Origin of the sequence: Sinobacterium caligoides (genome assembly GCF_003752585.1) — a bacterium.
Taxonomy (GTDB): Bacteria; Pseudomonadota; Gammaproteobacteria; order Pseudomonadales; family Sinobacteriaceae; genus Sinobacterium; species Sinobacterium caligoides.
On sequence record NZ_RKHR01000006.1, the window covers coordinates 47,720 to 61,228 of the forward strand.

Consider the following 13,509-nt stretch of genomic DNA (forward strand, 5'->3'; position numbering starts at 1 on the left):
ACTTAAGGTTTATAATCATTCGCTTAAAACTATCAACAGCCGTTTACTTAGCGCCAGCTAACCGCCCAATATTACAGCCAGATGACAGACTGTCACAATGCTGTAACATTTGTGCCCGACAATAGGCCGATTAACGCACACTCTGCATTTTTCGCTTCCAATAACATCGGAGCCCCACAATGGTCAGCATCCCCTTTGGTAACATGTTTGGTCAATCACCGATCAAGCCTATTCAGCGCCATATGATCAAAGCACAAGCTTGTGCCGCTCAGCTCGAACACTTTATCGCCGCCGTACTGGTCAGTGATTGGGAGCAGGCCGCCAAGCAGCAGAACCAGATTAGCATTCTAGAGAATGAAGCCGATGACATGAAGCGTTCAATTCGCTTACATCTGCCAAAGAACCTCTTTCTGCCCGTACCGCGCTCTGACTTACTAGAGCTGGTCACCATGCAGGACAAGATTGCCAACAACGCCAAGGACATCGCCGGCCTCATGCTCGGGCGCGAGATGGAGATCCCTCAGGCGATTAAAGCAGCCATGGAAAGCTATGTTAAAAAGGCCATCGCTACCTCGGCGCAGGCGGTCAAGGCCATCGACGAGCTCGATAAACTGCTCGATACCGGCTTCAGTGGCCGTGAACTTGAGACTGTCGAAGCGCTAATCAGCGAACTAGATCGCCTCGAGACTGAGACCGACGAACTCGAGGTCGCCATTCGCGCCAGCTTGTTCAAGGTAGAGAATGACCTCCCTCCCATCGGTGTCATGTTTCTCTACAAAATCATTGAGCTAATCGGCGACCTCGCCGATTCCTCGCAGCGTGTCGGCGCCCGACTTCAAATCCTAATTGCCCGTTAATCAACAGAGTTTACCACCATGGATATTATCGCTAACTACGGTACGATTCTTCTTACCCTCGCCTGTGTATTTGGCTTCTTTATGGCTTGGGGGGTCGGTGCTAACGACGTCGCCAACGCAATGGGCACCTCGGTAGGCTCGAAGGCACTCACCGTCAAACAGGCGATTATGATCGCCATCGTCTTCGAATTTGCCGGCGCCTACCTGGCCGGTGGTGAAGTCACCTCGACTATTCGCAAGGGCATCATCGATCCCGCCATCCTAACCGGCAGCCCTGAGCTATTAGTCTACGGCATGTTGGCCGCACTGCTGGCCGCCGGCACCTGGCTGTTCATCGCCTCCATGATGGGCTGGCCGGTCTCCACCACCCACTCTATCGTCGGCGCCATCGTTGGCTTCGCCGCCGCCGGTATCGGCGTCGATGCCGTCAACTGGGGTAAGGTCGGTCACGTGGTGGCCAGCTGGGTCGTCTCACCGGTGCTCGCCGGTACCATCTCCTTCGCCCTGTTCAAGAGTGTGCAACGACTGATTCTCGACACCAAAGACCCCTTCGGCAATGCCAAGCGCTATGTGCCAGTCTACATGTTCTTTGTCGGCTTCATGATCGCTATGGTAACCATGATCAAGGGCCTGAAGCACGTTTTCAAAGATATGGGCATCAGCCTTAGCTTCGCGCAAGATGTCGGCATCGCCGCCATCGCCGGTGTTGTCGTTGCCTGTATCGGCGCCATCCTGCTCAGTAAGATCAAGCGTGACGAGAATGCCAGCAACCAGAATCGCTTCGAGAATGTCGAGCGCGTTTTCGCGGTACTGATGATTTTCACCGCCTGCGCCATGGCTTTTGCTCACGGCTCTAACGATGTGGCCAACGCCGTCGGCCCGATTGCCGCTATCTGGGGTGTCATCTCCAGCGGCGGTGCCGTGCTATCGAAAACCGCCATGCCGAGCTGGATCCTACTGCTCGGAGGCGCCGGTATCGTCGTCGGTCTCGCCACCTACGGCTTCAAGGTGATGGCTACCATCGGCAAGAAGATCACCGAGCTGACACCGAGCCGCGGCTTTGCCGCCGAACTCGCCGCCGCCACCACAGTAGTACTGGCCTCGGCCACAGGTCTGCCAATCTCTACTACCCACACCCTCGTCGGTGCCGTGCTCGGTGTCGGTCTGGCGCGAGGCATCGGCGCACTCAATTTGCGCGTAATCTCCTCGATCTTCATGTCCTGGATCATTACCCTGCCCGCCGGTGCAGGTCTGTCGATTGTCTTCTTCTTCATGTTCAAGGGCATGTTTGGCTAGACTCTAGCCGACCACCACCAAGATCAGACGCTAGCCGTGAGGCTAGCGTCTTTTTTTTGCCCCTCAACTCTGTCAAGATAAACAGTCGCTAGCACTGACGACGGCCCGGACCCGCTGTGGCCGCCTCTGCTGAAACGCTTCGATAATCAGGTCGTGATAATACCGTGAACTCTAGCTCGCCACAGCAAGGCCCCCGCGACGACAATCAGCTTTTTGTCGATCAATTCCGTCAATCCTCGCCCTACATCCGCATGCACCGCGGCAAGACCTTTGTCATCAGTTGTAGTGGCGAGGTCGTCGACAGCCCAGCTTTCAGGCACATCGTGCACGACATCGCACTACTGAACACCTTGGGCATTCGACTTATTCTCGTTCACGGCGCCCGACCGCAGGTCGAGGAGCGCCTAGCGCTGCGCAACATTACCACACGACTACACAACAACCTGCGCATCACCGACCACCAAACGATTCAGGCGGTGACCGATGCCGCAGGTCATCTGCGCTGCCAAATCGAGGCCATGCTGTCGTTGGGGCTGCCCGATTCGCCGATGCAGGGCGCCAGCATTCGCGTCGCCAGTGGCAATTTTGTCACCGCAAAACCCATCGGCATCCGCGACGGCATCGACTTTCTTTACACCGGCTGCGTCCGGCGCATTGACACTGAGTCGATCGGCCGGTTGCTTGACGATGACTGCATCATCCTCATCCCCCCCATCGGCTATTCCCCCACCGGCGAAGTATTCAACATGGCCGCCGTTGAGCTCGCGACGCAAACAGCGATCGCAGTTAACGCCGACAAGCTGATATTCCTCGACGACATGCACGACATCGTCGATGACGGCGGCCAGCTCATCGCTCAACTATCGACGCAAGAGGCCGAACAGTTACGTAGCCTCAGCACCCTCTGCGACGAGCAGAAAAACATCATTGACGCCGCGATCAGAGCCAGTCGTCACGGCATCGAGCGTGTGCATATGATCAGTAGCCGAGTCGATGGCACGCTGTTGCGCGAGCTCTTTATCCGCGACGGTTGCGGCACCCTAATCTATGCCGATTACTATGACACCCTTCGTGCCGCCGATATCAACGATGTCGGCGGTATCCTCAACCTAATTCAGCCCCTCGAAGAGCAGGGCGTGCTGGTCAGACGCTCACGCGAGCACCTCGAAACCGAAATCGAGCAGTTCATCGTCATCGAACGCGACGGCATGGTCATCGGCTGTGCCGCTCTCTACGATTATCCTGACGAGGCGATGGCAGAGCTCGCCTGCGTCGTCGTGCATCCCGATTATCGTGGTGGTGATCGCGGCGAACAACTGCTCAACAAGGTCGTCGAGTGCGCCAAGCAGCGCACAATCAGCCGGCTGTTCGTATTGACCACACAGACGGCGCACTGGTTCATCGAGCAGGGCTTCCTGCCTGGCGACGCCGACGACCTGCCGCAGCAGAAACAACAGCTCTACAACTACCAACGCAACTCGAAGGTATTCGTACGCAACCTCTAAGCGCATCCTGCTCTCCACGCCAGAGACGACAGCTTACCCGCCGCTGTGCTACCCTAGGCCGCAAAATCACCGCCTAGCGGAGCACATGCTGGGCTGTCAGACTGACTATAAAGGTAATCACCATGCCCGTTTATCGCTCAAAGACCTCCACCGCAGGCCGTAATATGGCTGGCGCTCGCTCCCTGTGGCGCGCCACCGGCATGAAGGACGACGACTTTCAAAAGCCAATCATCGCCGTCGCCAACTCCTTCACCCAGTTCGTCCCCGGCCACGTACACCTGAAAGACATGGGCCAACTGGTGGCGCGCGAGATCGAAAAATTTGGCGGTGTCGCCAAGGAATTCAACACTATCGCCGTCGATGATGGCATCGCGATGGGTCACGATGGCATGCTCTATTCGCTGCCTTCACGTGACATCATTGCCGACTCTGTCGAATACATGGTCAACGCTCACTGCGCCGACGCCATTGTCTGTATCTCCAACTGTGACAAGATCACCCCGGGCATGCTCAATGCCTCAATGCGCCTCAACATCCCCGTCATCTTCGTCTCCGGTGGCCCGATGGAAGCTGGCAAGACCAAGCTCTCCGAGCACAAACTCGATCTCGTCGATGCCATGGTGATGGCCGCCACCGACGACGCCACCGACGAAGAGGTCGCCGAGGTCGAGCGCAGCGCTTGCCCGACCTGCGGTTCCTGTTCTGGTATGTTCACCGCCAATTCGATGAACTGCCTCACCGAAGCCCTGGGCCTTAGCCTACCCGGTAACGGCAGTATGCTAGCGACACACAGCGATCGTGAACAGCTGTTCAAGCGCGCCGGCAAGGAGATCGTCAGAATCACCAAGCAATACTACGAGCAGGATGACGACAGCGTACTACCCCGCTCGATCGCCAGTATTAAGGCCTTCGAGAATGCGATGAGTCTCGACATCGCCATGGGCGGCTCCACTAACACCATCCTGCACCTCCTCGCCGCAGCACAAGAAGGCAACATCGACTTCGGCATGGACGATATCGACGCCCTGAGTCGCAGGATTCCACAGCTGTGCAAGGTGGCCCCCAACACCCCTGAATATCATATGGAAGACGTGCATCGCGCCGGCGGCGTCTTCTCCATCCTCGGTGAACTCGATCGTGCCGGCCTACTGCATACCGACATCCCCACCGTGCACAGCAGCAGCCTAGCCGAGGCCCTCGAACAGTGGGACATCATTCGCAGCGAAGACGACGACGTACTCGAGTTCTTCAAGGCCGGCCCCGCTGGCATACCGACTCAGACTGCGTTCAGTCAGTCAACTCGTTGGTCGAGCCTAGATGGCAACCGTGAGAGCGGCTGTATCCGCAACCTCGAGAATGCCTTCAGTTTAGAGGGCGGCCTCGCCGTACTGAAGGGTAACATCGCCCTCGACGGCTGCGTCGTCAAGACCTCCGGTGTCGATGAAAGCATCTGGGTGTTCGAAGGCCCCGCCTATATCTGCGAGAGCCAGGACCAAGCCGTCGCCGACATCCTCGACGACAAGGTAAAAGCGGGCGACGTCGTAATCATCCGCTACGAGGGGCCGCGCGGCGGCCCGGGCATGCAGGAGATGCTCTACCCAACTTCTTACCTTAAGTCGAAAGGGCTGGGCAAAGCTTGCGCGCTACTGACCGACGGCCGTTTCTCCGGCGGTACCTCAGGCCTCTCCATCGGTCACTGCTCACCAGAAGCCGCTGCTGGCGGCGCCATCGGATTGATTGAGCACGGCGACTTGATCAAGATTAATATCCCCGAACGCTCGATCAACGTCGACCTCAGCGATGCCGAGCTCGACGCTCGCCGCGCCGCCATGGACGCCAAAGGTAAGCAGGGCTGGAAGCCACGCGAAGAACGCCCGCGCAAGGTATCAGCAGCCCTGAAGGTCTACGCCAAGATGGTCACCAGCGCCGACAAAGGTGCGGTACGAGACTTGTCTCTGCTCGACTAGCAGATCCCATAAGCAATGAATAAGAAAGGGGCTACGGCCTCTTTTTTTGTGCTCCCAAATACTATCCGGACGCCTTTCTTACGTGCACAAAAAAGGCGATGGGGTTACCATCGCCTTTTAACTATCATCTTCAAGAGCACCTTTAGCTACCGCATGATAACGATAGCCTTTGGCTAATACATGGATCGATTATCCCATGTCTTCCTGCAGCGAAGCTCTACGACCGATCTCAGTATCGAGGTACTTCAACCACTGCTCACGCATCTTGCTGCTGCGTTTGTCGGTGATGCTTTCGAACACCTTACGCGCCTCGGTAAGCTTGTTTTGGTTGAACAGCGCCATTCCCAACACGACCTGCGTATTATCCTTGCGCTTAATGCCCCCTTTCTTGATCGCCTTGCGGGCAGCATCAGCCGCCTTGCCGTACTGATCATCGTCGAGATAGACGTTGGCTAGGCGCGCCCAGTTTTCACCTTTAGGTGACAATTGAGCAGCCTTCTCCATCACAGGAATCGCCTTGTCGACCTCCTGAGCAGCGCGATAGGCGGTACCAAGGACTTCGTAGTTCTTGGCAGTCGCCTCGATCTTCTTCTCCTTGAGCCCCTTATCTAGCACTTTCGCCGCCTTATACGGTACATCGGCACCGAGGAACAAATAGGCCATATTGAGCAGATCTTGCTGCTTCGCCAACATATTCGCCGTATAAGCTGCCTCAAGCGCGATCAGCTGACGCTTCTCGTTATTGAGCTCGCTATAGATGCCCGAAAGCTGGACGAGATAGTCCTTCTTCGGCCAGCGACGGGTCAATTCCTCGAGCACCCAGGCGACCTTCTTCATGTCACCCTTCTCGTAGTACAGCACGCGCATCAGCAGGTACCAATTCTCTTTGGCCTCCTTGCCTTTCGCCCGCGTGATACGCATCGCCTCTTCGATCTGGCTCAATGCCTTGTCGTACTTTTTAGTCTGGTAGTAACCCTGGGCCAATAACACCCGCGCATTGGCGTTGTCCTTAGCCATCGGATCGACTCGGAACCAGTCTTCCAATGTGCTGATGGCGCGCTTATAGTCTTCGGTGACGAAGTACAGCTGCCCCATCTGGTACTTGGTTTGATATTCCATCTGCAGCGGAATATCCGGCGACTGTGCCAAGACGTTACGGTAGGCCTCGAGTACCTTCTTGTAATTTTCCTGACTGTAATAAACGAACGAGTAGAAATTCCACATCGTCGCCTTCTCATAGCCATTCATCTTGCCGGAGTTAGCCTTAATATCGTTCAACACCTTCAGTGCGTCGTTGAACTGCTCTGCCTCAGAATACTCCTGGGCCTTCTCGAGCTTCTTGTAGATCTTGGCACTGATCGCCGGCGTCTTACGCGTCTTCTCAGTGCTCTTCTTTTTCTCTTCAGCAGCAGCCTGACCCAGGCTGCCCTGGTAGCCCATCTCCTGCAAGACCACCGGGCTGGCGACTTGCAGCAGTGTCAACACCGCTCCAGCCGCCGCAAGACGCGCCAACGGTCGCACTGGATTGCAACATTTTCGTGTATTCATCTGCTATACCCGTTATTTCGCCAGTTGGTAGGTGAACTTGTTACGCACACCCGGTACATCTTGTGCCACACCATCGATAACGCGGGGCTTGTACTTGAACTTCAGCGCCGCCTTCACCGAGGCACGGTTGAAGATGCTGCCCGGCTGGCAGTCCACCGGGATCGGATCGCGGATGGAACCGTTCTTGGTCACCGTATATTCGACGATACAGTAGCCCTCAGTACCACGCGACGCGGCACGGCGCGGATAAATAGGCTGCACCTTGACGATCGGTAGAAACTCACCGTCAACATCAGTTATACCAGCCGCACTGATTTGCACATCAGCCTTTGGCGTAAAGCCCATGTTCATCCCCCCTACATCGACGTCAAAGTCCTCAATCTCAGGGCTCTCCATCTCGGGTGGCGGTGTCTCTGGGTCTTCCGGCTTATCGGGTTTGACCTCTTTGCTTCGTGGGTCAATCTCGGTATCCGGCATGTCGATCGAAGCGATCTTAGTCGGTGCCGAGTCATCGACCGGCCGATCGGAGAACTCGATCAACGAGTACATGATAACGAAGAGACCGGCGGTAACCAGCGCGCCAAATAGGCCGCCTATTAGTAAACGTACTAGGCTCATAGCTAGTTACCCTCCGCTGCGAGTACGATGTCAACAACACCGGCCTGCTTCGCCGCATCGACGACTAGGGCAAACATCTCGGCAGTCGACGACTTATCAGCCTGTACTACCACCGCACCCTTCGGGTTCTCGGCGTGCATACGTTCGATGATCGCTTTGACAAAGCGCTTGTCGATTTCTTTTTTATCAATCCAGATCTTATCGCCCTGGGTGATCGCGATTAAAATATTTTGGTTCTTAACCAGGTCGCGGGTTTCCGCGACCGGCCGTTCGACATCGACACCGGGCTCTTTGATAAACGAGGCGGTGACGATGAAAAAGATCAGCATGATAAAGACAACGTCCAACATTGGCGTTAAATCAATCTGCTGCTCTGGCTCGGGCTTGCGAGCCGAAACGGACTTAGGCATGAGAGAACTCCCCTAGTGATCCGTGGTTAAATGGTCGGTCAAGAGCTGACTTTCGCGTTCGGCTACTTTGGCCAGATAGGTGCTGATGAAGACGCCGGAGAGCGCCGCCACCATGCCTGCCATGGTGGGTATAGTCGCCTTAGAGACTCCCCCCGCCATCGACTTGGCATCGCCACCGCCGCTAACGGCCATGACGTTAAACACCTCGATCATACCGGTGACGGTGCCCAACAGTCCCAATAACGGACAGAGGGCGACCAAGGTATTGATCATCGGTAGATTCTGGTTAATAGCCAATGACACACGAGAGATCAACGCTTGACGGATGGCGTGAGCATTCCAGGACTTGCGCTCAGTGCGCCCCTCCCAGTCAGTCATTACAGAGTCGATGTCGCGGCGCAGCGCGGTGCGGAAATACCACATCCGCTCAAACGCCAACGTCCACATGACTAGAGTCATCAGAGCAATCCACCACAGTACAGGACCGCCCGAATCCATAAATGCCATCAATCGTGAGTATGCGTCGAGTATCGTGTAATACATTACCCTTTCCTCAATTCAGCCTCGGTATGCTCGGCAATGATGCCGGCTGTCTGCTCTTCCAATATATGGATGATACGCTTAGAGCGGCTGGAAACGACGGTGTGCAGCAAGACCGTAGGAATAGCCACGACCAGACCGAGTACGGTAGTGATCAAGGCGCTAGAGATGCCGCCGGCCATTGCCTTAGGGTCACCCGCACCGAAGATGGTAATCGCCTGGAAGGTCAAAATCATACCGGTCACGGTACCCAACAAACCCATCAGCGGAGCAACGGCGGCGATGATTTTCAACGCGCCCTGGTAGTTCTCCAGCGATGGTATCTCTTTCAAGACCGCCTCGTGCAGTTTCAACTCGAGAGTTTCGGTGTCCATATTCGGATTAGACTTACTCACGGCAAGCACGCGACCCAGAGGGTTGTTCTCTTTCGCTTCGCTAGACTTCAGCTGCGCGTTCACCTTGCCACTCACACCGACCAGTACAATCAAGCGCCAGATAGCGAGGATGAAGGCGACCACACCCAAGGCAGAGATGGCGTAACCAACGTAACCACCCTGGTGCCAGCGCTCTTCGATAGAAGGGCTGTTAATCAGCGCCGCCAAGAACGAACCACCGGTTGGGCCCGTTGGGTCGACACCGAAGGCACTCAAGCCAGAGGTCGATGTTGCCGCCTTAGCGGCCTGAGAGCGAATCGCACTGGCAGGCTGACGAGGCAGTTCTTCCAGGCTTCCGTTGGCGTATTTGAGGTATTTACCGTCTTCACTAACCACGTTGAAGGTACCGACGCGAACGACAGTCTCATCCACAGCGTCGCCGTTGGGCAACTTAACCGTTGTGTCAAACTTCGCCACACGACCTGATTCGACCATCTCACGCTGTAGCTCGAACCACAGCTTCTCGATTTCGGCGATAGTCGGCAGCTCATCAGAGCCACTCATCTTAGCCACTAGGCCGTCGAGGAACTCTGCACGGTCGGGGTATTGAATCGAGGTCAGCGAGACTTCGAAGTTTGAGCGAGCATCACCAGCAGCAGAGGTTAGGTGACCGAATAGCTCGTTCAACGTACCCTTGCGCTCGTTATAGGTTTTTTCCGCTTCGGCAACACGCTGCTCGTTCTCTTCGAACTGCTTCTCACGCTGCTGTGAAACACCCTCGAGGCGAGCTAGTTCAGCCTTCATTTCGGCGAGTAGACGCTCTTGGTTTTGCTTCTCTTTAGAGAAACGTGCCTCGCGCGCCTTGTTTTCTTTGGCTTCGGCATAGCGCCCGGACTCGACCTTCTTCAACAGCTGATCGAGGGTAAGGTCGGCGGCAAGAGAGCCCGCAGACCCTAGAAGCATGGCGCTACCGACAACGGCAGCAATGGTTTTCTTTATAGTATTCAATTTCATCTTACTTCACAGCCTCCGGAGCAGCTACAGGCACAGTCATGATATCGATAGAGGCTTGCTTCTTAGCGATGCGTAGACCCTGACGGATGGCATTCTTGTATTGTCCGTTATCCAACTGCACCCACTGGCGCGCTTGTTGATCCCAGGCACCGGACACTTCACCATCGGTAGTCTGGTAGAGCAGGCCGATACGGCCGATACGTAACACCTCAACATCACGCTCTTTGTCGCCGACGGTAATGGTGTCATTGTAGCTCTCGATCTTGCGACCGTATTCGTTCTCAATTTTGTAGGCTTCCAGCACCTGACGGAATTTCTCAGCGTCAGTCTGGCTAGAGAGGTCAAGATTCTTACGTAGGAAGGCGATACGTTGCTGACGCTCTTCCTGTAGGAAAGGCACATCGAGGGCGATGAATTCATCGAGCGCACCAATCATGCGGTCGACCAACGGCAGGATCTGACGTTTCACCTCAGTGACCTGCTCGATGGAACCTTCGATGCTGGTAATACGCTGATTCTGATTGTCGATCTGACGATCTAGGCGGGCAATATATACCTTCAGGCCTTCAACCTGCTTGAGCACATCTTTGTATTCTTGTAGGCGGTCCCGAGTCTGATCGGAGAGCTTATCGATCTTAACCTGAGATTTTTGTGCAGCCACGGTTTTGGCCTGACCCACCTGGAAGACTTTATCCAGGTTATCTGCACCGGCAGCCTGAGCTACCAACGCGCCGGCTGCTACAGAGGTAGCAAGCGCTATCGTTTTTACTCGATGCATCTTCATGAGAGTTATTTCCTTGGATTATCACTCGGAACTTATTATTAACAAACGGAGCTGCAGGGTCTTATAACTACAGGCCGATCTTTTCTATGTGTCGCATTCTAATAAGTATAAGCCCTATTAGGCAATGAACTTCGCGAAAGGCCCAGAAACAGGGTAGCAAGGTAACAGGGTGCTCTATAAAGGGGCGTAGCAGCGGGAACATGGGTAGCATTCGCCCGAAAACAGGTAACAGGCGAGGTAATATAACAAGCTAATTAAGTGGCAACACAGCGTGCCATATAGGTATTCCCACCTACCAAATGGTTAATGATTATTAACCATTGCTAGGGCTAGATTACGCCCCTGTAATCTAGCGACGGCGAGTATAAACACAGAAGCTGTAAGCATAGGGATTGTTGTCGTCCGCCTCGTGGTGCGTCACCTCACCCTCTGACCACTGCTGCCAGTCGATCGGCGGAAAGAAAGCGTCACCTTCAATGACATCGCTGTGCACCTTGGTGAGGTACAGGCAATCAGCCTGCGCCAGTGACTCTCGATACAGCTGAGCACCACCGATCAACATCAGCTCATCACTGCCATCAATCACCGCAATACTCTCAGCCAGCGTCAACGCAGCGAACAAGCTATCGACCACCCTGATACCTTCGGCAGAGAAGTCGGGGTTACGGCTGACCACGATATTAGTCCGCCCCGGCAGCGCCTTACCTATCGATTCGAAGGTCTTACGCCCCATAACGATGGGCTTACCCATGGTGACCGAACGAAAATATTTCAAATCGTTAGGCAGGTGCCACGGCAACTTGTTATTACGACCAATGACACCATTGTCGGCCATGGCAACGATCAGAGAGAGCTTCATCGTTATTCCTCAGGGAATATAGTTAGCAAATAATTTAAACAGCCACTTTACCGGCGATATGTGGCTGAGCCTCGTAGCCTTGCAGCTCGAAATCATCATAGGTGAAAGCAAAGATATCCTTCACCGCCGAGTTCAGCTTCATCGTCGGCAACACACCTGGCGCTCGCTGCAGCTGCAAATCGACCTGTTCCAAATGATTCGCGTAGAGATGGGCGTCACCGAAGGTGTGCACGAAATCACCAACTTCGAGATCGCATACCTGCGCCATCATCATGGTAAATAGTGCGTAAGAGGCAATATTGAAAGGCACCCCTAGGAAGATATCAGCACTGCGCTGATACAGCTGACAAGACAACTTGCCATCGGCAACATAAAACTGAAACAGGCTATGGCAAGGCGGCAGCGCCATGTTATCCACCTCAGCCACGTTCCAGGCGCTGACAATATGTCGACGCGAGTCGGGGTTCGTCTTGATCTGCTCTACCAGCTTGCTAATCTGATCGATACTGCCGCCGTCAGGCGTCGGCCAGCTGCGCCATTGATGGCCATAAACCGGCCCCAACTCACCCTGCTCATCGGCCCACTCATCCCAGATCCTGACACCGTTGTCCTGCAGATACTTGATATTGGTGTCACCGCTGATGAACCACAACAGCTCATGAATAATCGAGCGTAAATGCAGCTTCTTGGTGGTCAACACCGGGAAGCCCTCTGCCAAATTGAAGCGCATCTGATAGCCGAAGACACTGCGCGTTCCCGTACCGGTACGGTCAGACTTATCGGTGCCGTTATCGCGCACATGGCGCATCAGATCTAAATATTGCTGCATGGTGACTTCCTACATTTCGCGCCACTTCGGCGCGGACTACAAGTAACGGTATTGGCTAAAGATAGCCGAAGATCATTATAACGGTTTGGGGCTGAGCTGATCACGATTATTCCGGTAGGCGTAAACCAGCAGCCCCAGACCGATGAAGACCATCGGCAACGACAACTCCTGCCCCCGACTCATCCAACCAAATGCCTCCAAACCGATCTGCACATCAGGCTGACGGAAGAACTCCACGAAGAAGCGGAAGCAGCCATAGAGCAACATAAACAGGCCGGAGACAGCCAGCTTCGGCCGGGGCTTAGAGGAGAACCAATAGAGAATCACAAACATTGCCAGGCCTTCTAACCCCGCCTGATAGAGCTGTGAGGGATGACGCGCTAGCTGCTCTGGGTCGTTGGGGAAAATCATTGCCCAGGACACATCAGTCGGCCGCCCCCACAACTCTTGACCGATGAAGTTGCCAATCCGCCCTAGGCCGAGCCCAATAGGAACGATAGGCGCGATAAAGTCGAGTAGCTCGAAAGGCTTCACATTGACTTTCCTCGCGAAGAGCCACATCGCCACGATAACGCCGATGAGACCACCGTGGAAGGCCATCCCCCCTTCCCAAACACGAAATAGCCACAGCGGATCTTGCAAGAAACGATCAAAGCCGTAGAAGAAGACATAGCCCAGGCGACCACCTAGAACGATACCCATCGCGCAGTAAAAAATGAGATCATCTACCTGCTCTCGCTCGCTTAAAACATAACGCCCACTCACCGCACGACGCGTCGCCAACCACCAGCCTCCGGCCAAACCAAACAGGTACATTAAACCGTACCAGTGGATTTCTAGGGGACCGATAGCGACGGCAACGGGGTCAATCTGAGGGTATTGCAACATACTCAACTCACTAGATTAAG

The 13,509-nt window shown here is 54.9% G+C and carries 13 protein-coding genes; 4 read left to right on the forward strand and 9 right to left on the reverse strand.

All coding sequences use genetic code 11. The annotated features are described in order from the left end of the window. Positions 1-179 precede the first annotated feature (179 nt). The 4 genes from EDC56_RS15075 (at position 180) to ilvD (ending at position 5,625) form a co-directional block, all read left to right on the forward strand. Complete coding sequence (locus EDC56_RS15075) at positions 180-857, forward strand: TIGR00153 family protein (protein WP_123713405.1); 678 nt, start codon at positions 180-182, stop codon at positions 855-857. An 18-nt stretch (positions 858-875) separates the two neighbouring features. Beyond that, the gene (locus EDC56_RS15080; RefSeq protein WP_123713406.1) at positions 876-2,153 is read left to right on the forward strand and encodes an inorganic phosphate transporter; all 1,278 of its coding nucleotides are present in this window, start codon (positions 876-878) and stop codon (positions 2,151-2,153) included. Between the two features lie 164 nt (positions 2,154-2,317). After that, entirely contained in the window at positions 2,318-3,658 is a 1,341-nt protein-coding gene (gene argA, locus EDC56_RS15085) for an amino-acid N-acetyltransferase (RefSeq protein ID WP_123713407.1), read from the forward strand. Positions 3,659-3,780: 122 nt separating this feature from the next. Beyond that, positions 3,781-5,625, forward strand: a complete 1,845-nt coding sequence (ilvD, locus tag EDC56_RS15090) for a dihydroxy-acid dehydratase (protein WP_123713408.1) — start codon at positions 3,781-3,783, stop codon at positions 5,623-5,625. Between the two features lie 189 nt (positions 5,626-5,814). Here ilvD and EDC56_RS15095 read toward each other — a convergent pair whose 3' ends face one another. The 9 genes from EDC56_RS15095 to lgt form a co-directional block, all read right to left on the reverse strand. Beyond that, entirely contained in the window at positions 5,815-7,173 is a 1,359-nt protein-coding gene (locus tag EDC56_RS15095; RefSeq protein ID WP_123713409.1) for a tetratricopeptide repeat protein, read from the reverse strand. A 12-nt stretch (positions 7,174-7,185) separates the two neighbouring features. After that, positions 7,186-7,791: an energy transducer TonB gene (locus EDC56_RS15100; RefSeq protein ID WP_123713410.1), complete on the reverse strand. Its 606-nt coding sequence runs from the start codon at positions 7,789-7,791 to the stop codon at positions 7,186-7,188. A gap of 2 nt (positions 7,792-7,793) precedes the next feature. Beyond that, positions 7,794-8,201, reverse strand: coding sequence for an ExbD/TolR family protein (locus tag EDC56_RS15105; RefSeq protein ID WP_123713411.1), 408 nt, complete (start codon positions 8,199-8,201; stop codon positions 7,794-7,796). A gap of 12 nt (positions 8,202-8,213) precedes the next feature. Further along, positions 8,214-8,744, reverse strand: coding sequence for a MotA/TolQ/ExbB proton channel family protein (locus tag EDC56_RS15110; RefSeq protein WP_123713412.1), 531 nt, complete (start codon positions 8,742-8,744; stop codon positions 8,214-8,216). Then, positions 8,744-10,129, reverse strand: coding sequence for a MotA/TolQ/ExbB proton channel family protein (locus EDC56_RS15115; protein WP_123713413.1), 1,386 nt, complete (start codon positions 10,127-10,129; stop codon positions 8,744-8,746). Before EDC56_RS15115 ends, EDC56_RS15110 begins: the two co-directional genes overlap by 1 nt. 1 nt (position 10,130) lies before the next feature. Then, a complete protein-coding gene (locus tag EDC56_RS15120) occupies positions 10,131-10,913 on the reverse strand; it encodes a DUF3450 domain-containing protein (RefSeq protein WP_123713414.1) in 783 nt (260 codons plus the stop codon). A 349-nt stretch (positions 10,914-11,262) separates the two neighbouring features. Continuing rightward, complete coding sequence (locus EDC56_RS15125) at positions 11,263-11,772, reverse strand: dihydrofolate reductase (RefSeq protein ID WP_123713415.1); 510 nt, start codon at positions 11,770-11,772, stop codon at positions 11,263-11,265. A gap of 34 nt (positions 11,773-11,806) precedes the next feature. Beyond that, positions 11,807-12,601, reverse strand: coding sequence for a thymidylate synthase (locus EDC56_RS15130; RefSeq protein WP_123713416.1), 795 nt, complete (start codon positions 12,599-12,601; stop codon positions 11,807-11,809). Positions 12,602-12,676: 75 nt separating this feature from the next. After that, on the reverse strand, positions 12,677-13,489 hold the full coding sequence (gene lgt, locus EDC56_RS15135) for a prolipoprotein diacylglyceryl transferase (protein ID WP_123713417.1): 813 nt from the start codon (positions 13,487-13,489) through the stop codon (positions 12,677-12,679). Positions 13,490-13,509: the final 20 nt, after the last annotated feature.